Annotated in this window: 25 protein-coding genes and 3 pseudogenes; 10 read left to right on the top strand and 18 right to left on the bottom strand. The window is 44.1% G+C overall.

Annotated features, from left to right (window positions below; genetic code table 11):
• Positions 1–94 precede the first annotated feature (94 nt).
• Both OWN49_RS09845 and OWN49_RS09850 read right to left on the bottom strand, forming a co-directional pair.
• The gene (locus OWN49_RS09845) at positions 95–973 is read right to left on the bottom strand and encodes a YitT family protein (RefSeq protein WP_014306188.1); all 879 of its coding nucleotides are present in this window, start codon (positions 971–973) and stop codon (positions 95–97) included.
• A 182-nt stretch (positions 974–1,155) separates the two neighbouring features.
• Positions 1,156–1,608, bottom strand: coding sequence for a MarR family winged helix-turn-helix transcriptional regulator (locus tag OWN49_RS09850; RefSeq protein WP_014306189.1), 453 nt, complete (start codon positions 1,606–1,608; stop codon positions 1,156–1,158).
• Between the two features lie 120 nt (positions 1,609–1,728).
• On the opposite strand from OWN49_RS09850, the gene OWN49_RS09855 reads away from it, so the two are divergent.
• Positions 1,729–2,163, top strand: coding sequence for a GNAT family N-acetyltransferase (locus tag OWN49_RS09855; protein ID WP_070082665.1), 435 nt, complete (start codon positions 1,729–1,731; stop codon positions 2,161–2,163).
• Between the two features lie 199 nt (positions 2,164–2,362).
• On the opposite strand, the gene OWN49_RS09860 is transcribed toward OWN49_RS09855, so the two are convergent.
• Positions 2,363–3,817, bottom strand: coding sequence for an aminotransferase-like domain-containing protein (locus tag OWN49_RS09860; protein WP_176283639.1), 1,455 nt, complete (start codon positions 3,815–3,817; stop codon positions 2,363–2,365).
• Positions 3,818–3,952: 135 nt separating this feature from the next.
• Between OWN49_RS09860 and OWN49_RS09865 the strand changes: the two genes are divergently transcribed.
• The 6 genes and pseudogenes from OWN49_RS09865 to OWN49_RS09890 all read left to right on the top strand — a co-directional run bounded on the left by OWN49_RS09865 (position 3,953) and on the right by OWN49_RS09890 (position 9,130).
• Positions 3,953–4,864: a DMT family transporter gene (locus OWN49_RS09865; protein WP_176283640.1), complete on the top strand. Its 912-nt coding sequence runs from the start codon at positions 3,953–3,955 to the stop codon at positions 4,862–4,864.
• A 149-nt stretch (positions 4,865–5,013) separates the two neighbouring features.
• Positions 5,014–5,171: pseudogene (locus OWN49_RS09870) on the top strand (DUF255 domain-containing protein); the annotation flags it as partial.
• Positions 5,172–5,332: 161 nt separating this feature from the next.
• Complete coding sequence (locus OWN49_RS09875) at positions 5,333–6,145, top strand: MerR family transcriptional regulator (RefSeq protein WP_014306200.1); 813 nt, start codon at positions 5,333–5,335, stop codon at positions 6,143–6,145.
• A gap of 68 nt (positions 6,146–6,213) precedes the next feature.
• Complete coding sequence (locus OWN49_RS09880) at positions 6,214–6,903, top strand: DUF554 domain-containing protein (protein WP_014306201.1); 690 nt, start codon at positions 6,214–6,216, stop codon at positions 6,901–6,903.
• Between the two features lie 146 nt (positions 6,904–7,049).
• Positions 7,050–7,205 (top strand): annotated as a pseudogene (locus tag OWN49_RS09885) (DUF255 domain-containing protein); the annotation flags it as partial.
• Positions 7,206–7,240: 35 nt separating this feature from the next.
• Positions 7,241–9,130, top strand: coding sequence for a thioredoxin domain-containing protein (locus OWN49_RS09890; protein ID WP_176283641.1), 1,890 nt, complete (start codon positions 7,241–7,243; stop codon positions 9,128–9,130).
• Here the strand turns inward: OWN49_RS09890 and OWN49_RS09895 are convergent.
• Positions 9,127–10,023, bottom strand: coding sequence for a CPBP family intramembrane glutamic endopeptidase (locus tag OWN49_RS09895; protein WP_176283642.1), 897 nt, complete (start codon positions 10,021–10,023; stop codon positions 9,127–9,129). The genes OWN49_RS09890 and OWN49_RS09895 overlap by 4 nt on opposite strands.
• Positions 10,024–10,237: 214 nt before the next feature.
• Here OWN49_RS09895 and OWN49_RS09900 point away from each other — a divergent pair, with 214 nt between their 5' ends.
• A complete protein-coding gene (locus OWN49_RS09900; RefSeq protein ID WP_004393001.1) occupies positions 10,238–11,569 on the top strand; it encodes an MFS transporter in 1,332 nt (443 codons plus the stop codon).
• A 30-nt stretch (positions 11,570–11,599) separates the two neighbouring features.
• On the opposite strand, the gene OWN49_RS09905 is transcribed toward OWN49_RS09900, so the two are convergent.
• From OWN49_RS09905 to OWN49_RS09960, 12 genes and pseudogenes are all read right to left on the bottom strand, one after another.
• Positions 11,600–11,980, bottom strand: a complete 381-nt coding sequence (locus OWN49_RS09905) for a VOC family protein (protein WP_004392999.1) — start codon at positions 11,978–11,980, stop codon at positions 11,600–11,602.
• Positions 11,981–12,035: 55 nt separating this feature from the next.
• The gene (locus tag OWN49_RS09910; protein ID WP_176283643.1) at positions 12,036–12,974 is read right to left on the bottom strand and encodes a LacI family DNA-binding transcriptional regulator; all 939 of its coding nucleotides are present in this window, start codon (positions 12,972–12,974) and stop codon (positions 12,036–12,038) included.
• A gap of 62 nt (positions 12,975–13,036) precedes the next feature.
• Positions 13,037–13,795 carry an exodeoxyribonuclease III gene (locus OWN49_RS09915; protein WP_094247317.1) on the bottom strand — a complete coding sequence of 253 codons (759 nt, stop codon included), beginning with the start codon at positions 13,793–13,795 and terminating at the stop codon, positions 13,037–13,039.
• A gap of 38 nt (positions 13,796–13,833) precedes the next feature.
• Positions 13,834–14,349: pseudogene (locus OWN49_RS09920) on the bottom strand (methylated-DNA--[protein]-cysteine S-methyltransferase).
• Positions 14,346–14,927: a bifunctional transcriptional activator/DNA repair enzyme AdaA gene (locus OWN49_RS09925; RefSeq protein ID WP_176283644.1), complete on the bottom strand. Its 582-nt coding sequence runs from the start codon at positions 14,925–14,927 to the stop codon at positions 14,346–14,348. The pseudogene OWN49_RS09920 and the gene OWN49_RS09925 overlap by 4 nt, the downstream one beginning before the upstream one ends.
• A 188-nt stretch (positions 14,928–15,115) precedes the next feature.
• Complete coding sequence (gene rpsR / locus OWN49_RS09930) at positions 15,116–15,355, bottom strand: 30S ribosomal protein S18 (RefSeq protein ID WP_004392983.1); 240 nt, start codon at positions 15,353–15,355, stop codon at positions 15,116–15,118.
• A 43-nt stretch (positions 15,356–15,398) separates the two neighbouring features.
• Complete coding sequence (gene ssbA / locus OWN49_RS09935) at positions 15,399–15,917, bottom strand: single-stranded DNA-binding protein SsbA (RefSeq protein WP_004392979.1); 519 nt, start codon at positions 15,915–15,917, stop codon at positions 15,399–15,401.
• 39 nt (positions 15,918–15,956) lie between these two features.
• Complete coding sequence (gene rpsF / locus OWN49_RS09940; protein WP_004392977.1) at positions 15,957–16,244, bottom strand: 30S ribosomal protein S6; 288 nt, start codon at positions 16,242–16,244, stop codon at positions 15,957–15,959.
• Positions 16,245–16,355: 111 nt separating this feature from the next.
• Positions 16,356–17,456 carry a redox-regulated ATPase YchF gene (ychF, locus tag OWN49_RS09945; protein ID WP_004392975.1) on the bottom strand — a complete coding sequence of 367 codons (1,101 nt, stop codon included), beginning with the start codon at positions 17,454–17,456 and terminating at the stop codon, positions 16,356–16,358.
• 126 nt (positions 17,457–17,582) lie between these two features.
• The gene (locus tag OWN49_RS09950; protein ID WP_176283645.1) at positions 17,583–19,586 is read right to left on the bottom strand and encodes a molybdopterin-dependent oxidoreductase; all 2,004 of its coding nucleotides are present in this window, start codon (positions 19,584–19,586) and stop codon (positions 17,583–17,585) included.
• A 46-nt stretch (positions 19,587–19,632) separates the two neighbouring features.
• Positions 19,633–19,839 (bottom strand): DUF951 domain-containing protein, encoded by a 207-nt coding sequence (locus tag OWN49_RS09955; RefSeq protein WP_004392973.1) that lies wholly within the window; start codon positions 19,837–19,839, stop codon positions 19,633–19,635.
• Between the two features lie 85 nt (positions 19,840–19,924).
• Positions 19,925–20,950 carry a YkvI family membrane protein gene (locus tag OWN49_RS09960; RefSeq protein WP_088005468.1) on the bottom strand — a complete coding sequence of 342 codons (1,026 nt, stop codon included), beginning with the start codon at positions 20,948–20,950 and terminating at the stop codon, positions 19,925–19,927.
• A gap of 167 nt (positions 20,951–21,117) precedes the next feature.
• On the opposite strand from OWN49_RS09960, the gene OWN49_RS09965 reads away from it, so the two are divergent.
• On the top strand, positions 21,118–21,585 hold the full coding sequence (locus OWN49_RS09965; protein ID WP_229873599.1) for a GNAT family N-acetyltransferase: 468 nt from the start codon (positions 21,118–21,120) through the stop codon (positions 21,583–21,585).
• 173 nt (positions 21,586–21,758) lie between these two features.
• Positions 21,759–22,373: a spore protease YyaC gene (gene yyaC, locus OWN49_RS09970; protein ID WP_004392969.1), complete on the top strand. Its 615-nt coding sequence runs from the start codon at positions 21,759–21,761 to the stop codon at positions 22,371–22,373.
• Positions 22,374–22,401: 28 nt separating this feature from the next.
• Here yyaC and OWN49_RS09975 read toward each other — a convergent pair whose 3' ends face one another.
• Positions 22,402–23,253: a ParB/RepB/Spo0J family partition protein gene (locus tag OWN49_RS09975; protein ID WP_004392966.1), complete on the bottom strand. Its 852-nt coding sequence runs from the start codon at positions 23,251–23,253 to the stop codon at positions 22,402–22,404.
• Positions 23,246–24,007, bottom strand: coding sequence for a sporulation initiation inhibitor protein Soj (gene soj, locus OWN49_RS09980; protein WP_007409899.1), 762 nt, complete (start codon positions 24,005–24,007; stop codon positions 23,246–23,248). The genes OWN49_RS09975 and soj overlap by 8 nt, the downstream gene beginning before the upstream one ends.
• Between the last annotated feature and the right edge of the window lie 220 nt (positions 24,008–24,227).

Below are 24,227 nucleotides of genomic sequence, written 5' to 3' on the forward strand. Positions count from 1 at the left end.
TGTTTGATATATCAATAATATACATCCGTTATTCTTTTTTTGCAAGTGTTTTCTCCTTTTTTAAAAAAAGCTGCCGGTGAACGGCAGCTCCTTCTTAATGATTATGGATTTTTCTGAAATTACTGCCTTTTACTTCAGCGACATCATATACCGTCACAAAGGCTTGATTATCAATGTCATTAATAATTTCCTTCAGTTTGGTTTCTTCCAAACGGTTGATGACACATGTGATTTCTTTGAATTTTTCATGAGAAAAACCGCCGTATGCTTCTTTATACGTAGCGCTCCGGCCCAATTCTTCACGAATGGTCTCTACCATTAATGCAGGCTCGTTGGTGATAATCTGAAATGTTTTAGAACCGCTTAAGCCTTCCTCAACCACATGGATCACCTTGGATGCGATGTAGTAAGCAATGACGGAAAGCAATGCGCCTTGCAGCCCGAATACAAAAGAAACAAAAATAAACACAAAAATGTTTAAAAATAAAATGAGATCGCTCGTGCCAAACGGCAGTTTCCGTGACAGAAGCACAGCCAGCATATCAATTCCATCTAAGGCGCCGCCGTTGCGCAATGCCAATCCCATTCCCAAGCCGAGAATAATCCCGCCGACAACGGTGATTAACAGGGTATCTCCCTCAATGATAGCCGGCGTGTGGTGGAAAAAACTCGTGCCCGCGGCAAGTGAGACAATACCGATAATTGATAGAAACGCAAAACCTTTCCCGATTTGCTTATATCCTAACCAGACAAACGGTATATTGATCACCGCAATCAAGATCCCAAGAGGCAAATGAAAGAGCTGTGAACCGACAATGCTGAGTCCGGTTACACCGCCGTCAGATACACTATTCGGAATCAGTACGGTTTCCAGTCCATACGCGGCAATAATTCCGCCGATGATGACCATGATGGCCCGTACGATTGATTTCGCTCTGAATTTCTTACGTCTTTGTTTTTCGATTGTACTCATATCATTCCCCGCTTCAATTATTTTGTCTTATTTAAATATACCATAATTGATACTTTTCGTTAAAAATAAGCCTATCGACTAGTTGAAGCAGGAACCGAGGAAGGAGATTTCACAGATAACGTATCCATTTATGACTTTAATCATTCACAACGCAATCGTTCAGTAAAAGGGATTATCATCCATTAATAGTCTCTTTTGTTTCCCTTCTTCACATATTCCCAATCATGCTCTATATTTTTTCTCACCCGCTGAAGAAGGCTGAAAATGGTTTCTTTTTCCTCAGACGTAAAGCCGGACAGGGCTACTTCCGCAGAGTGCTCTCCTTCTCTTTGCAATAACGGATAAACCTTTCTCCCTTTTTCGGTCGGGAACAGTTTTTTTATTTTTTTATTTTGATCATCAGGACGCTTTTCAACAAATCCTTGTATTTCCAGTTTCTTGATCGCTCTCGCCGCTGTTGTCCGGTCAACTTTAATCATTTCCGCCAGTTTTTCCTGTATCACTCCCGGGTTTTCACATATACGCACAAGATAGAGATACTGCCCCTTTGTTAAGTCTAATTCCTTAAATTCAATATTGCTGATGGAATCCAATGCCCGTGCGATCATGCCGATTTCCCGCAAAATATCAGTCATATCTTTTCAAACCTTTCATGTTTTTGTTGCATTTGCAATATAATTGTTTTATCGTTACTTCTATAAGACCACAAGCAAGCCGTGCAGTCCAGATTAATATGTGAAAAGGATTGATTGATCATGAGGATAATAAGAATAACAACGGAAATTGATTTGCAAGCAGCGCTTGAGATTAGAAAAGCAGTATTCATTGAGGAACAGCAAGTACCTGAATCCGATGAATTTGATCAGTTCGATACGCTTGAGGAACAGTGCGGGCATGTCTTGGTTTATCATGAAAATCAGCCTGCCGGCACAGGACGGGTCCGCATCGTAAACCATACAGGCAAGCTCGAACGAATCTGCATCCTGAAACCTTACCGCAAATACGGGTTAGGCAAAGTAATCATAAGCGAATTAGAAAACATGGTAAAAGAAAAAGGCATCACCCAATGTAAACTGCATGGACAAACACATGCGGAAGGCTTTTATCACAAACTGGGCTATCAGACAGATTCACCGGAATTTATGGAAGACGGCATCCCGCATGTCTTAATGACAAAAGAGCTGGCTTAACCGAATAACAAACGGCCGGACTTCTTCCTTTTTAATCTTTAGTATATTAAGGATGCAAGATTGACCGAAGTTAAAGGAGGTTAGAATATTCTGATCTCCTTTAACTTTCTCATCTATCTCTGCCTTGCCACTCACTGCATCCCGATTCGCCAAGTTTAAAACGAACCATGCAGTTTGAATTCCGATATGCCGCTGTCTTTTAAATTTGTCTGCTTGCCAATTCCTTAATCATCAAACCCAATTCATAAATTCCCTTTTGAAGGTCTTCAAGAGATGCATAAGCATATGATAAGCGAATATAATTCCCTTTTTCCTCAGCATAGATACTGCCGAGATTGAGCAGAACCCCTTTTGATAAGGCTTTGGTATAAAGTAATTTCATGGATATGGAAGGCAATATTTTTACCCAGACAAAGAATCCTCCTTTTGGGATATTCCATGTCGCCACATCTTTCAAATGAGTTTCTAAAACACTCAAGGCCAATTCTCTTCTCACCTTTAATTGACTTCTCACCTGTTCTAGATGCTGCTGGTATTCACCGGATATAAACCACTCAGCCGCTACTCTCTGGGATAACGAACTGGAGCCGTAATCTGTTTGCATTTTTATGTCGGATAAACGTTCAATCACTGGTTCCGGCCCGACGATCCATCCAATCCTCAAGCCCGGACTTAATGTTTTCGATAAGCTGCCTATGTAAAGCACATGCCCATTTTTATCAATTGTTTTAATAGGATCTGGAGGAATCTCATCTATCCATAACTCACGATAAATGTCATCTTCAATAATGGGAAGCTGTGTATTCTCACTTGCCGCAAGGATTTCTTCTCGTCTCTTTTTTGACATTAAAATACCTGTCGGATTATGAAAACAAGGATTTGTATATAAGATAGCCCTCCCCCGTTCCCCCCTTGCCATGCGGATATGTTCCGGCAAAAGTCCATCATGATCCATAGGAACTCCAGTCAGCTTCATCCCGGCTGATTGAAAGACGTGTAATGAATAAAGATAGGAAGGCTGATCAAGATAAACGGTCGATCCCCTTTGTAAAAGCCCCATTGATATAAGCTGTAAGGCTTGCAGCGCTCCAGAAACAATAAGAATGGAAGAAGGAGAAGCTTGAATGCCGATTGTTCTTAAATAGCCGCTTAATGCCTCTCTCAAAGGTAAATATCCTTTTGGTTCCTCATATCCGAATGCCTCTATGTTTTGAGATATCTTTCCCATGATCTCTTTCATAACAGCTAAAGGAAAAATCTCATGTGAAAGTTCTCCTTTACTGAGCTGTATAAGATCAGAATTTGATTCTGATTTATTGATCTCTTGAACGATTTTTTGGCTTGGCTGCTGAATTCCGGAGGTTACATACTGATCCCAATCGGGGGCGGAATTCTTAGCCAAAAGTGTCCATGTATTGTTCGTAACAACTGTCCCTTTGCCCATTCTGCCTTCGATTAATCCATCCGCCATCAATTCCTCTAAAGCTGTAATGACTGTGCTCCTGTTCACCTCAAGTTGTTTGGCAAGCGTGCGCTGGCTTGGAATCTTACTTCCGATCGGCCATTCTCCATTTCCTATTTTCTCTTTTATAAATTGAATGATTTGTATGTACTTAGGAAGCTTTCTCATCTTTTTTTCTTCTGGAGCGCTCATTAAAAGGGTCCTCCTTAAAAACTAAAGTGGTTGGGTCAAAATCTATTTAACTGGTTGAAGTCATCTCATCAAATCTTTATTAATATAGAAAAACATTAAATAACTGGTTGGTTTTTGTAAAGAGGAGTGAGAAAGATGAGAAAGAAAACAGTTCGAATCGGCATATCTTACAGTCTGATGATTGGGTTGTGGGCATCAGCTTTCCCGGGAATTCGCGCGGGTCTTGAGAGTTACACGCCGGAACACCTTGCTTTGTTTCGCTTGTTGATTGGGTCAATGGCACTGCTGGTTTTTGCTGTTTTGACTCATATGCGTTTACCCGACATGAAGGATATCCCTGCTATTTTATCGTTAGGATTTTTAGGTTTTGCACTATATCACATTTTGCTGAATATCGGAGAAAAAACCGTCAGCGCAGGGGTAGCAAGCTTACTCGTGACCATGACACCTATTTTTTCTGCAATGTTATCTCGTCTGTTTTTTGGTGAACATTTTGGGCTTTATAAATGGATTGGCTCTATCATAAGTTTATTGGGTGTGTCGATCATTTCTTTCGGGGCAGGAAACTATACAAATTCAGTGAACGGCATTTTGTTAATCCTGCTGGCAGCTTTTTCGGAGAGTATTTATTTCGTTTTTCAAGCCCGCTATATAAAAAAGTATGGTTTTATTCCATTTGTGACATTCACCATTTGGGGTGCAACATTGCCTATGCTGATGTTTCTTCCGGGATTATGGGGAGAAGTTGTTCACGCATCTATGAATTCCACATTGTCTATCGTTTACTTAGGCTTATTACCAACGGTTGTGCCTTACTTTGCACTTGCGTATGTCACTTCACTCGTCGGTGCTTCAGAAGCAGCCATTTCACTTTATTTAACACCAGCCATAACCTTGGTCATTTCTTGGGTGTGGTTAGGTGAAGTACCTGCGTTTATTTCTCTTCTGGGCGGCGCAGTTACAGTCGCCGGGGTGTGTTTCACTTATCTAACAGTAAATAAAATGATAAAGATTTTAAATCCTTATTTCTTATCTAAAAAGCAATAAAGTGGATGACATTTAACCCTGAAAATAGAGTCGTAAGCCGTTCTCCTTTTTAATGACTTGGGTTTGGATCACAAAGTTGAGTGTATGAATTTTTTTAGAGGATTGTGGTATGTTAAACATACAAATATGAATAGAAAGCAGGTGAGCCCATGCCAAACAATAGTAAACCCAACAGTTTAATCACGGAGAAGTCCCCCTATCTGCTCCAACACGCCCACAACCCCGTAAACTGGCACCCTTCGAAAAAGCGAAACGCTTAAACTTAAACAAGCCGGTTCTTGTCAGCGTCGGCTATTCGACTTGTCACTGACGCCACGCAGATTACCATATAATCCTCTCCAATTCCCTCCATTAAAATTTTTCGATCCAGAGGGGATGCTTTATCTTTAAATTGCTGAATATTATAATGTTGATAAAACCATTTTTTACAGGTTTATTAAGACAAATGAAAGCAGAAGGATTATGATCATGAAGAATTTTTTCTCTATTGGAGAGGTATCCAGGTTATTTCACGTCAAAATATCCACTCTCAGATATTATGATGAGATCGGTCTTTTGAAACCTGCATACAAAGACAAGCAAAATAACTACAGATACTATTCCACAGAGCAGTTTGAGAGACTGGATACAATCAAATATTTGCGGGCTTTAGGCTTGCCAATAAACAAACTCCTAGATTTTTATAATTCCCACAATGCAGATACCTTAATTCAATTACTGAAAAACCAAAAAACCGAAATCGATCGTAAAAAAAGGGAATTAGAGCTTATTGAAAAAAAGATCACCCGCCGTTTAAACAAAATAGAAGATGCCGTTAATAAACCGTTAGACAAAATTACAAAAATCAAACTTCCGGAGTTGCGTGTCGCTTATTTACAGCATGAGTATATTCTAGGTCATGATATTGAACACTCTCTAACAGAATTGAGAAATGATCTTACTATTAAAGAAGACATATTTTTAGGAAAGATTGGATTATCGATTTCAGTGTCAAACCTAAAAGCGCATAAGTTTGATCGTTACTCCAGTATTTTTATGATCTTAGAAGACGAGCATAATTTGCCCCCATCAGTAATCACCTTACCATCAAATGAATATTTACAAATCAGGTTTAAGGGGTCGCATAAAGAGGCCAAACAATATTATAAAAAGTTACTGACATATATGAAAAAGCATCATCTGGAGTTAGCGGCCGACTCCATTGAGATAACGTTAATTGATTATGGTGTTACTAATAATCCGGATCATTATGTGACCGAAATCATGCTGCCCATTAAATAATCCCTTGACTCTCTAGTTACTGGAGAGTTTATTTTTTTAAAAGCACACTTTATTGGGGGAGAAAGCACATGATTGGAACAATTTTTAACACATTTATGATCTTCGCAGGATGTTTACTCGGAGGGCTATTCAAGAAAGGAATGAAAGGTGAATATCAAGATATTCTTATGCAAGCGATGGGGTTTGTTGCAGTTGGATTAGGAATAAACGCCATTACACAGCATTTATCGGATAGTAAATACCCTATTCTTTTTATTGTAAGTTTAGCTGTTGGCGGACTACTTGGACAGTTTGTAAATTTGGAACTTAGATTCAACCATCTAGTCAGCAAGTTCTCTAAAAATAACTTAGCTGAAGGCTTATCAACTGCAATCTTATTGTTTTGCATGGGATCATTGTCGATATTAGGGCCTATTGAATCCGCGATCCATGGTGATTCCACTTATCTTCTTACAAACGGTATGTTGGATGGCATCACTTCTATTGTTCTCGCATCAGCGTTTGGCTTTGGAATAGCCTTATCTGCTGTTGTGTTATTTGCCTGGCAAGGCTCACTCTATTTATTTGCAAAAGTAATGGAGAGTGCATTAAGTGCAGACATGATTAATGAAATAACAATTGTGGGCGGAATACTGATACTAAGCTCGGGGTTAAGCATTTTGGGAATTAAAAAATGTAAAACCTTAAATCTTCTGCCATCACTTATCATTCCGCCTGTTGTTATCTTTGTTATGAAAGCTTTTGGATTAGGCGCATAGCTCTATATCAGTTGTCAGGCACCTTGTCCATTCTGTCAACTACAGACTAGTTTTCTTTAGACAGAAACAAATAAAGAATAGACTGCACATCTTTATGGTACAGTAAAGATATATCAACGGTAATACGAACGAAAGAAGGTGATCCCATGCCAAATAAAAAAGTACCCAATAGATTAATCGACGAGAAGTCACCGTACTTACTCCAACATGCTTATAATCCCGTGGATTGGTATCCTTGGTGCGATGAAGCATTTGAAAAAGCGAAACGAGAGAATAAACCTGTTCTCTTATCTATTGGGTACGGGTAGCTTAGCGAACTTGCCACTGGTGTCACGTAATGGCTCACGAGTCCTTTGAGGACGAAGAGATCGCCGGTATGTTAAACGATAAATTCATAGCCATCAAGGTTGATCGTGAGGAGCGCCCTGATGTGGATTCCGTGTATATGAGAATCTGCCAGCTGATGACGGGGCAGGGCGGGTGGCCGCTGAACGTGTTCGTCACACCAGATCAGAAGCCATTTTATGCGGGGACGTATTTTCCGAAGACGAGCAAATTTAACCGTCCGGGCTTTATCGATGTGCTTGAACATCTGTCCGAAACGTTTGCGAATGACCGGCAGCATGTCGAGGATATCGCCGAAAACGCCGCCGCTCATCTTGAAGTCAAGATTCACCCGGCTGAGGGCATGCTTGGCGAACAGGCGGTTCATGACACGTATCGCCAGCTGGCCGGCGGGTTTGATACGGTGTACGGCGGGTTCGGCCAGGCTCCGAAATTTCCGATGCCGCATATGCTCATGTTTCTGCTTCGCTACTACAGCTATACGGGCAAGGAACAGGCTTTGGCCGGCGTAACCAAGACACTCGACGGCATGGCGAACGGCGGAATTTTTGACCATATCGGATTTGGCTTTGCCCGCTACTCGACTGATAATGAATGGCTCGTGCCGCATTTTGAGAAAATGCTGTATGACAACGCCCTTCTCCTGACCGCCTATACGGAAGCCTATCAAGTCACAGGTAATGAGCGCTACAAACAGATTGCGATGCAGATCGTAACGTTTATTCAGCGGGAAATGATGCATGAAGACGGCAGCTTTTTCTCAGCTTTAGACGCTGATACCGAAGGCCGTGAGGGGAAATATTACATATGGTCAAAAAAAGAAATCATGAATCTTCTCGGTGATGAACTCGGCCCGCTTTATTGCAAGGTGTATAACATCACAGATCAAGGCAATTTTGAAGGCGAAAACATCCCGCACCTCATTTTCACGCGGCGTGAGGCTATCCTCGAAGAGACCGGCCTCACCGAACGTGAGCTGGCCGAACGTCTTGAAGAGGCAAGAACAAAATTGCTGGAGGCCCGTGAAAACAGAAGCTATCCGCATACAGATGACAAAGTGCTGACCTCATGGAACGCGCTCATGATTGCCGGGCTGGCAAAAGCCGCAAAGGTATTTCACGAGCCTGACTATCTCAGCATGGCGGAAACAGCCATCCGCTTTCTCGAACGGCACCTCATGCCGGACGGGCGCGTCATGGTCCGCTATCGCGAGGGCGAAGTGAAAAACAAAGGGTTTATCGATGATTACGCTTTTCTCATCTGGGCTTATCTTGAACTGTATGAAGCGGGTTTTCATCCGTCTTATCTGCAGAAAGCGAAAACGTTATGTACAAGCATGCTGGAGCTGTTCTGGGATGAACGGCACGGGGGTTTCTTCTTTACGGGGAATGATGCTGAGACCCTTCTTGTCAGGGAAAAAGAGGTTTATGACGGGGCCGTGCCTTCCGGAAACAGCGCGGCTGCCGTACAGCTGCTTCGTCTCGGCCGCCTGACGGGTGATGTATCACTGATTGAAAAAGCCGAAGTGATGTTTTCCGTGTTCAAACGGGAAATAGAGGCCTATCCGAGCAGCAACGCTTTCTTCATGCAAAGCGTACTGGCACACACAATGCCCCAAAAAGAAATCGTTGTGTTCGGAAGGAAAGATGACCCGGACAGAAAACGTTTCATTGAGGCGCTTCAGGAGCATTTCACTCCCGCCTATACGATTCTCGCCGCAGAACATCCGGATGATCTTGCTGGCATTTCTGACTTTGCCGCAGGTTATCAAATGATCGATGGGAAGACAACGGTCTACATTTGTGAGAATTTCGCCTGCCGGAGGCCGACGACGGATATTGATGAAGCGATGAACACCTTACAAATCAGCAGCAGAGCCTAGGCGGCCTGCTGCTTTTCTTTTTTCACAAAACGGAATGCGAGCCATGCGAAGATGATATTGATCACCAGAGTCGATATGCAATCGTATATTTCATAGCCCCCGGCTGCTGTTGTAAATACCGACGGAATGCCGCCGTACACCGAATGATCCTCTGTGAGAAAGATAAATAAAAACATATTATTGGCAGCGTGACCGCCAAGGGACATCTCCAGACTGCCCGTTTTAATCGTGATAAAGGTCCAGATCATGCCGATGGTGACATATCCGATTCCCGCCCATAGAGCCCCATTATCCATCTCCGGATTTCCGAAATGAAGTGCGCCGAATAATCCGCCGATAATGATCGTCAGAACCACCGCGTTTGCCGTCAATTTTCCGGCAAACTGTAGCAGAAAACCGCGAAAGAGAAATTCCTCCGCAGAGGTTTGAATCGGAACCAACAAGACGGCCGCCGCTAACAGCAGCAGAAAACGTGAAGCATGGAATTCCTGAAGCGTGAAACGATCCGGATGAATTAAAAAATCAATCAGCCCCGCGACAAACATCAGCACAACATATGTGCCGAATCCAAAGAAAATTCTCTTCCAGTTCAGCGACTGATTCGGTGTAATGATGGATAAAAACCGCCGCTTCATAATGAAACGAACCGCTATCCAAATGCCCGGAATCGCTATGAAATAGACGATATGCTGTAAATAAATATCCGCCAGCGGGTCACTTAATGCCGCCTCATCCCAATTTATCGTCAGTGAAGGATTGAAAGCGGACGTGAGAAACATATAAAACACGGTCAGTATGCTTCCGAAAAAGAACAAACCCACAATGAGCAACAGAGAAAGAAGATATCTCGATACACTATTTCTTCCCTCTGCGGGCCGTACAAATGTATTCATATTTATGCATCAACTTCCTTTCCTTCAACATTTTACAATATAAACAGAAACAGATATAGGAAATGTTATATATTTTAAGAAGAAAGCGCTATGCCGTTTCCTTTGGCTCTGGTTATTTACACTCTGTTTTTGCCAAAAAAAGACCTTTATAATGTATTCGTCAGATAAATTTACAGTATTTTCTGATTACAATTGCTAAGTCAGGGGGTTTTTTATGAAACATCAGACATTCTCAAATGTAGCGAACCGATTAGACCGTCTCCCCATTTCGCGTGTGCACTATCAAGTATTAACCGCTCTCGGAATCATCTATTTTTTCGATCTCGCTGACCTGTTTACGCTCAGCAACGTGGCTCCGGCGCTGATTGAGCATTGGGGCGTGAAGCTGTCCGTCATTGCCGACATCACGGCCGCATCCTTCCTGGGCATGTTTTTAGGCGCCTCCATCGGCGGAAGGCTGTCCGATCGGATCGGCAGGAAAAAAGCGCTGAATTGTTTTGTCCTTGTCTTTTCGATCTCATCTTTTCTGAATGCGCTGGCATGGGACATTCCTTCCTTAATGATTTTCCGCTTCTTGACCGGGCTCGGCGTCGCGGCCGCCATGATTGTGACGAACAGCTATTTGGCGGAATTTTTTCCATCATCCGTACGGGGAAAATACATCTCCTTTTGCGCCATGATCGGACTGATCGGCGTTCCCGTCACAAACGTTGTTTCCGCTTTTGTCATTCCTTTAGGCTCATGGGGGTGGCGGCTCGTATTCGTATGGGGGGCGGCCGGTCTCATTTATTTCTTTTTTATCCGCCGGCTTGAGGAATCGCCGCGCTGGCACGAAAATCGGGGCGCATATGATCAGGCAAACGCCATTATGAACCGTCTTGAAGCACGTATAGAGAAAGAAAAAGGCCCGCTTCCCGCGCCAAAAGAGGCGGCAGAAGTACATACAGTGAAGCACGCAGGCTACTTAGGGCTGTTTCAGGGCAGGAATTTAAAGATCACCATCATCCTGTCAGCGGTATGGATTCTTGAAACCTTTGGCTTTTACGGCTTTGCTTCATGGGTGCCCAGCCTGCTGAAAAGCAACGGCATCACCATGGAAAAAACGCTGTGGTACAATGTGCTTCACTCTGTCGGCGCACCGCTTGGCGCATTGCTCGGTTCCATGATATCCGAGACGTTCCAAAGGAAATGGATTCTGGCCGCAAGCGCTTTTCTGACTGCCATTGCCGGACTGTTATACGGCATGACGTTTATTCCCGTCATGATTATTGTGTTTGGATTTGTCGTCAACGTCACGGAACGGGTATTCACCTCAAACTTATACGCATATACATCGGAGCCGTATCCTACGGAATATCGCTCGGCCGGGAGCGGGCTGGCGTACGGGCTCGGCCGTTTTTCCAATATATTCGGCTCCCTGCTCGTCGGATTTATTGCCGTTAAGCTCGGCTACATCAGCGTCTTTTTGTTCATCGGCGGCTGCTGGCTTCTATGTTCCGTTTTGTTAATCCTCTTCGGTCCGAAAACTAATGCTCAGCAAATTTAATCAATAAAACAGTGCGGGTTCCCCGCACTGTTACACTGTGATTTCTATCAAATTGCCTTCCCCATCCTCTATCACGCTCTCATAATATCCGTCACCCGTCACCCGCGGGCCGCTTACAACCTGAAATCCGTCGTTTTTAAACGTCTCCGTCAATTCATTCACCCGCTCCTTGCTGCCTGTAGAAAATGCGAGATGCGCCCATCCGGTCATATTCTGTGACGGAGCTTCATCAATGCCGCCTTTTTTCATAAGTTCCAGCCTGCATCCGGAGTCAAACGAAAGAAAGTACGATTTGAAATCTTTTTTCTCATTATGATAAAGGTCATTGGCCTTGGCGCCGAAGTATTTCTCATAAAATTCTTTCATCCGTTCTAAATCTTTCACCCATATGGCCGCATGTTCAATTCGCATATGTCCGCCTCCTTTTTTTCTCAATCTAGTTATAAAGCATGAAACCCATTTCAGTTCAAGACTTTTTCCGCTGAAATTGATGCATAATTTGTTTTTTAGCCGTTTCTCCGTGCAAAAACAGCAAAAATGCTTCCCTTCCGACCCGTTCCAAATGAAGTTCCAGAGATGGGATATTCAATGCCCGGCTGACGCTCAGATTTCCCTCGCCGATGATCTCCGCGTCCCATTTCTGTTCTTTCGCAAACTGGTACAAGCCGGCAGCCACGTCATCACTGTGCGCATAGATGGCCGTCGGCGCCTTGTCGAAACCCCAGAAGTGTTCACCTGCCCGCTTTCCGTCGTCCATATCATGGCATCCGATCAGAATGCGGGTTTCATCAAGAGAGCCGAAAACCGCCTTATATACGGTTACCTTGTCGGCCGTACTCGGGCTTTTTTCCGCTTCCCGCACACATGTAAAAGCAACGTCTTGATGTCCGCGGTTTTTCAAATACAAAAAGCTTTCTCTGTAAGCTGCCTGCCTGTCATTATAAGCGCAGGGAATCTCTTGATGCTGCGTATATTCACAAGCGACAATGGGGCCGTATTCCAGGTAAGGCACAGCGGTTTCCCATTCATTCGCGCGGGACGTGACAATCAGTCCGTCAATCTTTTTCATTTTCAGCAGTTCGAAATAGGTCATCTCTATAGCGAGGTCATAGTTGGTGGGGAGAAGGGTTGTCACGTAATCATGGGCAAACGCTTCCTTCGTGATACCGTTTACAATTTTGTCAAAGCAGGGATGGTCACTGTACGGCAATATCACGCCGATCGTATTGGTCTTTCCGCGAATCAGATCAATGGCAGTTCGATTAGGGGTATAATCCAGCTCCTTCATCACTTGATTCACAAGACGCCTTTTCTCCTCAGATACGTACGGGTGTCGGTTTAATACGCGTGATACGGTGGCCACCGACACATTCGCCAGTTTCGCAATCTCTTTTATATTTGCCATGTGCTCCTCCATTTTCGGTGATAAAAAAGCAGCAAGAGTGGATTTCTCTTACTGCTATCTCATCATAAATCCACTGTCATTTCAACAGGGCAATGGTCAGAACCCATGATATCGGCACAAATGGCCGCTTGGCTGATCCGCGGCTTCAGTCTGTCTGAAACAATGACGTAATCAAGCCGCCAGCCGATGTTTTTCTCACGTACGTTCGTCCTGTAAGACCACCAGGAATAGGCGCCTTCCCGATCAGGATATAAATAGCGGAATGAGTCGGTAAATCCTGTGTTCAGCAGGGCGCTGAACGCTTCCCGCTCTTGATCCGAGAAACCGGCGTTCTTCCGGTTGGCTTTCGGATTTTTTAAATCTATCTCCCTGTGTGCGACATTCAGATCGCCGCATAATATCACGGGCTTCTTCCGGTCAAGCTTCTTCAGATAATCCTTAAAATCGGCTTCCCATTGAAGACGGTAATCAATTCGCTCTAATCCGCGTTTGGCATTCGGCGTATAACAGTTGACGACGAACACGTTCTCAAATTCAAGTGTGATCACCCGTCCTTCTTGATCATGATCGTCAATTCCCAATCCATAAAACACGTGAAGCGGCTTTTCTTTCGAAAAAACAGCCGTGCCTGAGTAGCCTTTTTTCACCGCATAGTTCCAATAGCCATGGTACCCTTCAAGCTGTAATGATACTTGTCCGTCCTGTACTTTCGTTTCTTGCAGACATAAAATATCGGCTTCCGTTTCCTGAACGTAAGTATTGATATCTATCTTTTTCATCACAGCACGTAAGCCGTTTACATTCCAAGAAATCAGTTTCATGTGTTCCCTCCTGTCCGGCTCAGCCGTCATTCCAGTGTTTAAATGTTTCCGCCCTCTAATGCCAGCAGCTGCTTTTTCATTTCTAAACCGCCTCTGAATCCGGTCAGTTTCCCGTTTTTTCCAATGACGCGATGGCACGGAACCGTAATCAATACCGGATTTTTTCCAATCGCGGCGCCCACGGCTCTTACGGCTGCCGGTTTCTGAATTATTTTTGCTATATCCGAATACGAGTATGTCTCGCCGTACGGTATGTCCATAAGCGCTTTCCATACAGCAAGCTGAAATTCTGTCCCGTAAAGATCCACCGGCACTGAAAAAGCTGATCTGCCATTTTCGATGTACTCGGACAGCTCTGCCGTGTAAGACGCCAGCTTCTCATCATCACGTGCCAATCGGTATTACGGCAGTGATTTTTTTGCCCACTGCTCAAGCTCTTCAAAGCTTCCATGATTTGAACCTATAAAGCATAGCCCCTTAGATGTGGCGGCTGTATACAGGCTCCAATCATTCCGTGTGAAAAGTGTCCAATAGACCATTGTCTCTTTACTCATATTGAACCTCCCTTTCCCATTCCGGCAGTTTTTCGGTATTCTGTGGGCGAATTTCCGGTTCTCTTTTTAAAAAGAGTGGCGAAATGCGCTGTGTTTGGAATTCCGACCGTCAGAGCGATCTCCATGACTGTCATATCAGTATGCTTTAAAAGGTGTTCCGCCTTCGACAATCTTCTTTTCTGTATATACTCAATCGGGGATATTCCCCTGATTTTTTTAAATGTCCGCTGTAAATGATAAGGGCTGCCGTGACACATTTCGGCCAGTACACTCAGAGTCAGAGATTCGTGATAATGGCGGTCAATGTACTCAATGATTTGAACAATCCATTCTTCATCAGGAAGACGAAGACCGTTCGGCCGGCACCTTTTACAGGGACGAAAATGTTTCTCGAGCGCTGCATCAGCCGTATCAAACACCAGCACGTTTTCTTTATTCGGAACTCTCGATTTACAAGAAGGCCGGCAGAAAATCCCCGTCGTTTTTACTGCATAATAAAATGCCCCGTCATAAGAAGCATCATTGCGTATGATTGCGCCCCACTTTTCATCAGTCAGGATATTTCTGTCTGTCTCCATCTCAGCCACCCCCTGTTCTTCAGTATAAACAAATTCATTGCATAAGTACGCGTATTTGAATAGAGGAGCAAGATAACAAAGGAGTAAGAAGCACTTCCATGTTTCATGTGAAACATTTCGGCAGGATGGAGGAGGACTGATATAAAAAAAGAGCAGGAGCCCGCAGGCTCTTGCTCTTTTCTTTCGGCTTACTCGCCAGTTACGTATGGAAGTAAAGCCATTTGACGTGCGCGTTTGATTGCGATAGTCAATTTACGTTGGTATTTCGCGTTTGTTCCAGTTACACGGCGAGGTAAGATTTTACCACGCTCAGAAACAAACTTTCTAAGAAGATCTACATCTTTGTAATCGATGTGCGTAATGCCGTTAGAAGTGAAGTAACAAACCTTACGGCGTTTCGCACGACCGCCTCTGCGTCCTCCTGCCATTGTCATTTCCCACCTTTCTCGTTATGAATATAGCGATAATCTATTAGAACGGAAGATCATCATCCGAGATGTCAATCGGCTTGCCGTCGTTGGCAAATGGATCATCATTAAAGCTGTTCCCTTGATTTCGTCTCTGGTTGTTCTGATTTCCGCCGAACGGATTATCATTTTGGCCTCCGCCAAAGTATTGGCCTCCGCCGCTGTTTCCTTCGTTGTATCCGCCTGATCCAGAACCGCCGCTGTTTTTAGGCTCAAGAAATTGAACACTTTCAGCTTGGACTTCTGTCACGAAGACACGCTGTCCCTGCTGATTTTCATAATTTCTTGTCTGGAGTCGGCCGTCTACGCCGGCAAGGCTTCCTTTTTTAAGAAAGTTTGCAACGTTTTCGGCTTGTCTTCTCCAAGTGACACAATTAATGAAATCGGCTTCACGTTCTCCGGACTGGTTCGTGAATGTACGATTCACAGCAAGAGTAAACGTGGCGACAGCCGCACCGCTTGGCGTATAACGAAGCTCTGGGTCTTTTGTCAGTCTTCCGACTAATACAACTCGGTTAAGCATATGAAAGACCACCTTTTAACATTATATATTTCAAATTGCTTATTCTTCTTCTTTAACAACGATGTGGCGAATGATATCGTCACTGATCTTAGCTAAACGGTCGAATTCAGCAACCGCTGCAGCTTCAGACTGAACGTTTAAGATTTGGTAGAAACCGTCACGGAAATCGTTGATTTCGTAAGCAAGACGACGTTTACCCCAATCTTTTGTTCCAGTGATCTCCGCTCCGTTAGAAGTCAATACGTTGTTGAAACGCTCGATAACTGCCTTCTTTGACTCTTCGTCAATGTTCGGACGGATAATGTACATAACTTCGTACTTTTTCATCTGTTTGCACCTCCTTTTGGTCTAAGCGGCCCTATAATGGGCAAGGAGCAATAATTCTATTACTCACAAGTTTATATTATACCAAAGCTCTTGTCCCTTTACAACTGTGTCCTATACATTAAATCGGAAATGAATGACATCTCCGTCTTGGACTACATATTCCTTACCTTCCAGACGCACTTTTCCGGCTTCTTTCGCTCCGGACATTCCGCCGCCTGCCAAAAGGTCTTCATAAGCAACCGTTTCAGCGCGGATAAAGCCGCGTTCAAAGTCAGTGTGGATGATACCCGCACACTCAGGAGCTTTCATGCCTTTTCTGAATGTCCATGCGCGCACTTCCTGTTCGCCCGCCGTAAAGTATGTTGCAAGGCCGAGAAGAGAGTATGACGCTTTAATCAGCTGATCAAGACCTGATTCTTCGATGCCGAGCTCCTCAAGGAACATTTGCTTTTCTTCGCCTTCCAATTCAGCAATTTCAGACTCAATTTTCGCACAGACGACGATAACTTCGGCATTTTCACCCGCGGCGTACTCACGGATTTTCGCAACGTATTCATTGTCTGAAGGATCAGCCACTTCATCTTCGCTTACATTCGCCACATAAAGCACGGGTTTTGACGTAAGCAAATGAAGCTGCTTCACAAGCTTTTGCTGTTCTTCCGTAAATTCAACGGAACGGGCAGGCTTTTCTTGTTCGAAAGCTTCTTTTAATTTAGACAGAATGTCAAATTCAAAAACCGCTTCTTTGTCTTTTTGCTTCGCAAGCTTGCTTACACGCGTGATGCGTTTTTCGACTGTCTCCATGTCGGCAAGAATCAATTCAAGATTGATCGTTTCAATATCGTCAATCGGATCGACTTTCCCTGACACGTGCGTAATATTGTCATCAGCGAATGCACGTACAACGTGGCAGATCGCATCAACCTGACGGATATGAGAAAGAAACTTATTTCCGAGTCCTTCACCTTTAGATGCGCCTTTTACGATCCCCGCGATATCAGTGAATTCAAACGCAGTCGGCACCGTTTTTTTCGGGTTCACCAATTCAGTCAGCTTTTGCAGACGTTCATCCGGCACTTCCACGATTCCCACGTTCGGATCAATTGTACAGAACGGGTAGTTGGCTGATTCGGCACCAGCCTGGGTAATTGCATTAAATAACGTCGATTTTCCGACATTCGGCAAACCGACAATTCCAGCAGTTAAAGCCATTCTTTCATCTCCTCTATATCAAACCATCATCGTATAAACGTATTGTAAACCTAGAGCAATTATAAGGAGGTTCATAGGAAAAGACAAGCTGAGAAAAAAGCATTTCCCGCCCTCTCTCTCCTTAGATTATCCTTTTTTAACCGCTACCAGACAGTCAAAAAGCGTACTTCCCATTCCATTATCGGAATTTGAATCCTTTGTGAGCATGTTGACGGAGCCTCCGAATGCCGCCCACATGCCCTCATCTATATTCACCGTCTTCGGGTGAGCCTGCTTCATGATTTTCACCCTGCCGCGCAGACGGCCGCGGTCATTGTAAACCTCTGCCGTATCTCCGTCTTGAAGAGAAAGCTCTTCCGCGATATCCGGCGACAGGTCCACCTGAATCTGCTGAAGCTTTTCAATAAACGGCACGTGCTGTGAATGATTGGAGCGCTGCGGGTGAATGGACAGCAGCGTATACGGATATTTCCCTGCAAGCCCGGCGTCGTGATAAACAGACTCCTCCGGCACTTCCAATTGAGGGAGGCCGCTGTATCCTTTCTCTTCTGCCAGTGACGAGACGAATTCAAATTTTCCGCTCGGGGTTAAAAATTGAAAATCACTCCACGGAACCTGTTCGACCGGAAGCGGCATATGTCCTTTTTCCTTTAATTGCTCAAGGGTGATTCCTTCTTTCTCCAAAGAAGGGAGCCCCATTTTTAAGAAATCTTCCGTACTGTAATCAAACAGCTCCCCGAATCCGAGACGCTTTGCGAGTTCCGTCCAGATCCAGCGGTCTGATTTTGCCTCTCCCTGCGGTTCCGCAAGCTTCTTGCCATATTGAACATAGTGATGATACATGCTGGAATAATAAATATCTTCCTCTTCGAAAACTACGGCCGTCGGCAGCACATAGTCACAGAGCTTCGCCGTATCGGTCATGACCGAATCAATGGCCACTGTGACCGATGTTTTTTCAAACGCTTCCTTCACTTTTTTTGTATTCGGCACCTGTGTCAGCGGATTGCCGCACGTCACGATGATCATCTCAATCGGCGGGTCGGCTGCATTCAGCGCCTCTTCAGCTTGAGTCATCATCGAAAACATTCTCGAACTTTTCTTCAAATCAGGACGAGTGAGCTCGGCCTTTGCAAAGCTTTCACCGACTTGCACATTTCCGAAGTTTGCGCCGCCGCCTTTGATACCGACATTTCCGCTCGCCGCAGCTAGAGCGTCAATCCACCGTATCGTCCCGCCCCCGTTTTTATATCTCTGCATCCCAAGACCCATAAAAGTGGAGGCGGGACCGTCTGCATATAAATCGGCAAGATATTCAAGCACTTCTAAAGACGTTTCTGTTTTCTCAATGATCTCCTCAAAAGAAATCGTCTGCAGAAGCTTGTCTATTTCCTCAAAACCGACCGAATGCTTTTGAATAAAATCAGAATCGGTTCTGCCGGTTTGGCATAATATTTTTAAAACACCCGCCGCAAGCCAGCCATCCATGCCGGGTTTGACGGATATATACCGGTCGGCAAGCTTTGCAGTCGGGTTAAAAATAGGATCAATGACCGTCAGTGTCGCTCCTTTTTTCTTCACCTGCTGCAGATGATGATAGAGGTGCATATTCGTCCGGGACACGTTTCTGCCCCATACGATCACATGCTTGCTGTGATAAATATCAAGCGGTCCATGCCCGTAAGAACGCCCGAAATCCCAGCGCTGCGCTTCAATGCCGGAACCCCAGCAAATGCTGCCCGCAATCTCGGTTACACCGCCGTATCCATTGAAAAAACGCTGGTCGAGCGCCTTCAAAAGACCGTTATTGGCGTAGTCATGACTGTGCAGCACTGCGGCAGTGCCCAGCGTCTCCTTAATCACCGCCATTTTTTCAGCAATTTCATCTAACGCCTGCTCCCAGGAAATCCGGACAAATTCGCCGTCTTTCTTTTTTAAAGGGAAACGAAGCCGTTCCGGCGCATTCGTTTTCGTCTCCAGCATTCTGCCCCGGCCGCAAATTTTCCCTTCCGTAATGGGATGATTCGGGTCTCCGTCTACTTTCGTCACCTTTCCATCCTCAACTGTCACCAAAAAGCCGCAGCTGTCCCAGCAATTCAGCGGGCACGCTGACTGATGCACTTTGCTCATCGGGCCTCTTCCTCTCCTCTATATGAAAAAGCATGAGCGCCAGCCCTTATGATGTAGGCTCCTCATGCTTGACGAGTACTTTTTTCAGCTTTCTCTCAAAATCTCTTCTCGGAATCATGACACTGTGGGAACAACCCGTGCATTTGATCCGAATATCCATTCCCATCCGAATGATTTTCCACCTGTTTTCACCGCAAGGATGCGGTTTCTTCATTTCAACAATATCATTCAGGCCAAAGTCTTTATCCGCCAAGACCCTTCACCTCTCTCCATAGACTGCTTTATTTATTGTACAAAAAAAGACAGGATAAGAGCAACGGCCGCACTCAAAATGAGCATTATACTTTTTTCCATCTCCCTAAAATAGGGTAAAGAAGAAGACATACCAGCAAATAAAGACTTAAAAGCCCGTAAATGGGATATAAAATGGCGATCAAATCTGAAAAACCGATTGTCGTAAAAGGCACCATCACAGCTAAAAGAAGAGATACGAGCGTCCATCTCGGCAATTTCACAAATGCAAGCATGCGGCTGGACAGCCCGAACAGACCGGTCACCGTTGTCGTATAGATGGCTAAAAAAAGCACGGCGGCCATACAAAGAAATAACGGATAAGGAGCGCCTTCAAGGACGGCGAAAAGAGGAATTTCATATTGTGTAAGACTGCCTGAAAGCTGTACAAGCGTTTCATTGTAAACAAATGAAATCATACCGAAAATCAGCCCGCTTGCAACGCTTGCGATTTTCGCTTCTCCCAGTCCCTTCATATCTTTCCCGATTGAAGAAAGAACAGCGACAACAGAAAGGATGTTTAAGGACGTGAAGGTAATGCTTGCCGGCCAATTATACTGGCGGGTCAAATCTATCGTCCACGTGTAATGATGGGTTGTCTGAAAAAAGACCAATGCATATAACAGCCCCGCTACAAGAATCGGTATCAAAATACTATTCAGAGATAATATTCCTTTTATATCCCAAAAGAATAAACCGACGGTTACAATGCAAAGAAGAAAAATACCGATCCAAAACGGCAGCTTGTACATTTGCAGCGTCACACCGCCGCCGGCAATCATAACCATCGTCATTGAAAACAAATAAAACATAATAAGCACATCATAGACTTTAGCAAGAGCCGGCCCCATCAGATGCTCAAGCACAGGTAAAAAGTGCGTTGATTGAACCCGATAGCTGATCTTCAACACAATATAAGCCGAAATCGTAAACATGACTGTAAACAATACAATAGCCAGTCCGCTTTCGACACCGAAAAACTGCCATATTTCCTGCCCGCTTGCATACCCGGCCCCAATCTGGCTGCTTAATATGAGCAGCATCCACTTCATCCCGGCTCTCCACACCCTCATCACCTCATAAAATTTCTGATCATCTCCGCATATTGCTACTATATTGAGTGACAGCGGCAAACATTCATACAAATGGGACAAATATGGTATGATAACGACGATTGACTATTCAGAAAATTTATTTATGTTAGGCGCTCAAATCATGGACATCAGGCGTTTAACCGCAAGTGATACCCGATATCAGGCTCAAAGCTTTAAAAGATCACCCGGACGCATTCGCCGTCAGCTATGATGAGGAGAAAGAATGGCTGTCCGAAAAATGCAAAGCCAGGCTTGAAGCCGGCAATGCCATCGTGCTTGGCGCCTTTGAACAAGACAGACTGATAGGAATCCTCAAGATCTCCAAGCATTCGCTGTTTAAACTAAGACACATTGCGGTTATTGGTTCTATGTATATTTCCCCCAAACACCGAGGGTCAGGCGCGGGAAAAGCTTTAATGACGGAAGCCATCAGCCAAGCAAAAAAGATGAAAGACACAGAACAGCTCCATCTCTCTGTGACTTCAACAAATGAACCCGCAAAAAAACTCTACGCTCAGTTAGGATTTATCCTCTTCTCTACAGAAAAAAGAGCGCTGAAATTAGATCATCAGCAATATGTTGATGTAGATCAAATGGTCTTATTTCTTTCATGAACTTAGAGAATAACTGCTCTGGGTTCTTTTTCTATCCCGCTCTTTTCAAACAACCGGCATGCTGATCATGACATAAGCATAAAAAAAGGCAGCGCTGGATATACTGTAAACAACCATACATCACCAAAAACAACAATGTAATACTCGTATGACATGACAAGGAAGTGAACCTTATGAATCGAAAAGGCGGGCTTTTTTCTCAAGAACGGGCAAAACAATATGTATCCCATACGGATTCTTCTGCTGCGAATCAAATACAAGCGATCCTTACTTCATCTTTACGTAAAGCAGCCGGCAGACCGTTAGTCACCGTGTGTATCGGTACAGATCGGTCGACCGGAGATTCATTAGGTCCGCTCGTAGGAACAAAGTTAGAAAAAATGAATTTAGGCAGATTGCACGTTTACGGCACGCTGTCAGATCCTGTTCACGCCGTCAATATGAAAGACAAGCTGAAAGATATTCAACATCTACATAAAAATCCGTTTATTATAGCGGTTGATGCTTGTTTAGGCCGCGTCAAAAGCGTAGGCTCATTTCAAATCGGCGATGGGCCGCTGAAGCCCGGAGCAGGTGTTCAAAAAGACCTTCCTGAAATCGGTGACGTCCATATCAATGGAATCGTCAATGTCAGCGGGTTTATGGAGTATTTTGTCCTGCAGAATACGAGGCTTCATCTTGTTATGAGCATGGCAAATGTTTTAGCAGAGGGGTTACAGCTGACAGATAAATCAGAAGGCCGGCAGGAACGGCTCAGTCCGTTTCATAAGCTGACAAGACGTATATAAAAAACCATCTTTTAAATAAAGATGGTTTTTACGCTTCTCTCTCGGACAATAGTTCCAGGATACGTTCAAGATCTTCATTTGAGAAAAACTCAATCTCAATCTTCCCTTTTTTCTTTTGTCTCTTAATATTGACTGTTGTTCCGAAGTAATTTTGCAAATACGATTCCCGCTCTTTTAACACAACATCTTGAACAGGTTCTTTTTTCTTTGTTTCACGTGGAACATTGTTGTTTAACTGCTGAATCAGCTGCTCAAGCTGACGGACGTTCAGCTGTTCTTCAACCACTTTCTTCACAAGCGGTTCAAGCTTGTTTTTATTTTTCAAACCAAGCAAGGTTCTGCCGTGTCCCATGGATAATGTACCTTCTGCAATGAGGTTCTGGATGCTTTCCGGCAGCGTCAGCAGTCTTAAATGGTTGGCAATATGAGGCCTGCTTTTACCGAGCCGTTTAGCGAGCTGTTCCTGGGTTAAATCCAAATGCTTCAGCAGTGAGTCATATGCCAGAGCTTCTTCAAGCGGTGATAAGTCTTCACGCTGAAGGTTTTCCAAAAGAGCGATTTCCCGCATCAGCGATTCAGATAAATCCCGCACGATAGCCGGCACTGTCTCTTTACCGGCAAGTTTTGCGGCGCGGTAACGGCGTTCGCCTGCTACAATATCATAGCCCTTCAATGATTTTCTCACGATAATGGGCTGAAGAATGCCATGCTGAATGATGGACTCCTTCAGTTCAGCTAATGACTCATCGTCAAATTGTTTTCTTGGCTGATAAGGATTGGGGCGTAAATCACTGATTTTAATCTCTTCCACTGTCTCTTCAGACAAATCAACCTGATTAAACAACGCGTTAATCCCTTTTCCGAGCCCGCCTTTAGCCATTCGCTGCCACTTCCTTTGCTAAATCTAAATATACTTCCGCACCTCTCGAACGCGGATCGTATAATATGATCGGCTTGCCGTGACTCGGCGCCTCACTTAAACGGACATTGCGAGGAATAATGGTTTGATACACTTTATCTCTAAAGTATTTCTTTACCTCTTCTATTACTTGAATGCCGAGATTCGTTCTGGCATCAAGCATCGTCAGAAGCACTCCTTCTATCATTAAGTCGGTATTTAAATGTTTTTGCACAAGCCGAACTGTATTTAATAATTGACTCAATCCTTCAAGAGCGTAGTATTCGCACTGAACCGGGATAACGACTGAATCTGAAGCGGTAAGCGCATTAATCGTTAATAACCCGAGAGACGGAGGACAATCAATAATCATGTAATCGTAATTTTGTTTCACAGATTCTAATGCTCTTTTCAGCCTGACCTCCCGTGAGATCGTCGGAACCAATTCGATTTCCGCTCCCGCAAGCTGGATCGTGGCCGGAATGACATCTAAGTTCTCTACTGAAGTCGGTTTAATAATATCTGTAACATCTGCATCATCTACTAAAATGTCGTACACACAATGATCCACATCGGCTTTTTCAATCCCTAATCCGCTCGTTGCATTGCCCTGCGGATCAATATCAACAAGAAGAACCCTTTTACCTATGTAAGCCAAGCAAGCCCCCAGATTGACAGAAGTCGTCGTCTTCCCGACTCCGCCTTTTTGGTTCGTAATTGCTATGATTTTTCCCACGATGTCACCTACCTTCACATGAACATGTACTGTCTTGTTTCTATCTTATCAAAAAAAGAGTAAAGCGTTTTATTTTTTTCATAATTTGTTTATCAGCAAGTGAAAAAAATGTAAACGAAAAAGACACTTTCTAATATAAGTTCTCCGATAAAGTGACTTTTTTGACTGTAAAAAGATAATTCACGACACAAAAAGATAAAATTTTACATATATAATGTAT

The organism is Bacillus sp. NEAU-242-2, assembly GCF_027853835.1.
GTDB lineage: Bacteria > Bacillota > Bacilli > Bacillales > Bacillaceae > Bacillus > Bacillus velezensis.

Bases quoted from the DNA above. Each gene is read 5' to 3' on its own strand.
- rpsF (WP_004392977.1), bottom strand. From the start codon at position 16,244: ATGAAAAAGTACGAAGTTATGTACATTATCCGTCCGAACATTGACGAA.
- OWN49_RS09875 (WP_014306200.1), top strand. From the start codon at position 5,333: ATGAAGAATTTTTTCTCTATTGGAGAGGTATCCAGGTTATTTCACGTC.
- yyaC (WP_004392969.1), top strand. From the start codon at position 21,759: ATGAATCGAAAAGGCGGGCTTTTTTCTCAAGAACGGGCAAAACAATAT.
- OWN49_RS09905 (WP_004392999.1), bottom strand. From the start codon at position 11,980: ATGCGAATTGAACATGCGGCCATATGGGTGAAAGATTTAGAACGGATG.
- OWN49_RS09855 (WP_070082665.1), top strand. From the start codon at position 1,729: ATGAGGATAATAAGAATAACAACGGAAATTGATTTGCAAGCAGCGCTT.
- OWN49_RS09915 (WP_094247317.1), bottom strand. From the start codon at position 13,795: ATGAAACTGATTTCTTGGAATGTAAACGGCTTACGTGCTGTGATGAAA.
- OWN49_RS09865 (WP_176283640.1), top strand. From the start codon at position 3,953: ATGAGAAAGAAAACAGTTCGAATCGGCATATCTTACAGTCTGATGATT.
- OWN49_RS09910 (WP_176283643.1), bottom strand. From the start codon at position 12,974: ATGGCAAATATAAAAGAGATTGCGAAACTGGCGAATGTGTCGGTGGCC.
- OWN49_RS09960 (WP_088005468.1), bottom strand. From the start codon at position 20,950: ATGAGGGTGTGGAGAGCCGGGATGAAGTGGATGCTGCTCATATTAAGC.
- OWN49_RS09975 (WP_004392966.1), bottom strand. From the start codon at position 23,253: ATGGCTAAAGGCGGGCTCGGAAAAGGGATTAACGCGTTGTTTAATCAG.
- OWN49_RS09895 (WP_176283642.1), bottom strand. From the start codon at position 10,023: ATGAATACATTTGTACGGCCCGCAGAGGGAAGAAATAGTGTATCGAGA.
- OWN49_RS09860 (WP_176283639.1), bottom strand. From the start codon at position 3,817: ATGAGCGCTCCAGAAGAAAAAAAGATGAGAAAGCTTCCTAAGTACATA.
- OWN49_RS09925 (WP_176283644.1), bottom strand. From the start codon at position 14,927: ATGGAGACAGACAGAAATATCCTGACTGATGAAAAGTGGGGCGCAATC.
- OWN49_RS09950 (WP_176283645.1), bottom strand. From the start codon at position 19,586: ATGAGCAAAGTGCATCAGTCAGCGTGCCCGCTGAATTGCTGGGACAGC.
- OWN49_RS09880 (WP_014306201.1), top strand. From the start codon at position 6,214: ATGATTGGAACAATTTTTAACACATTTATGATCTTCGCAGGATGTTTA.
- OWN49_RS09845 (WP_014306188.1), bottom strand. From the start codon at position 973: ATGAGTACAATCGAAAAACAAAGACGTAAGAAATTCAGAGCGAAATCA.
- rpsR (WP_004392983.1), bottom strand. From the start codon at position 15,355: ATGGCAGGAGGACGCAGAGGCGGTCGTGCGAAACGCCGTAAGGTTTGT.
- OWN49_RS09850 (WP_014306189.1), bottom strand. From the start codon at position 1,608: ATGACTGATATTTTGCGGGAAATCGGCATGATCGCACGGGCATTGGAT.
- ychF (WP_004392975.1), bottom strand. From the start codon at position 17,456: ATGGCTTTAACTGCTGGAATTGTCGGTTTGCCGAATGTCGGAAAATCG.
- ssbA (WP_004392979.1), bottom strand. From the start codon at position 15,917: ATGCTTAACCGAGTTGTATTAGTCGGAAGACTGACAAAAGACCCAGAG.
- OWN49_RS09890 (WP_176283641.1), top strand. From the start codon at position 7,241: ATGGCTCACGAGTCCTTTGAGGACGAAGAGATCGCCGGTATGTTAAAC.
- OWN49_RS09900 (WP_004393001.1), top strand. From the start codon at position 10,238: ATGAAACATCAGACATTCTCAAATGTAGCGAACCGATTAGACCGTCTC.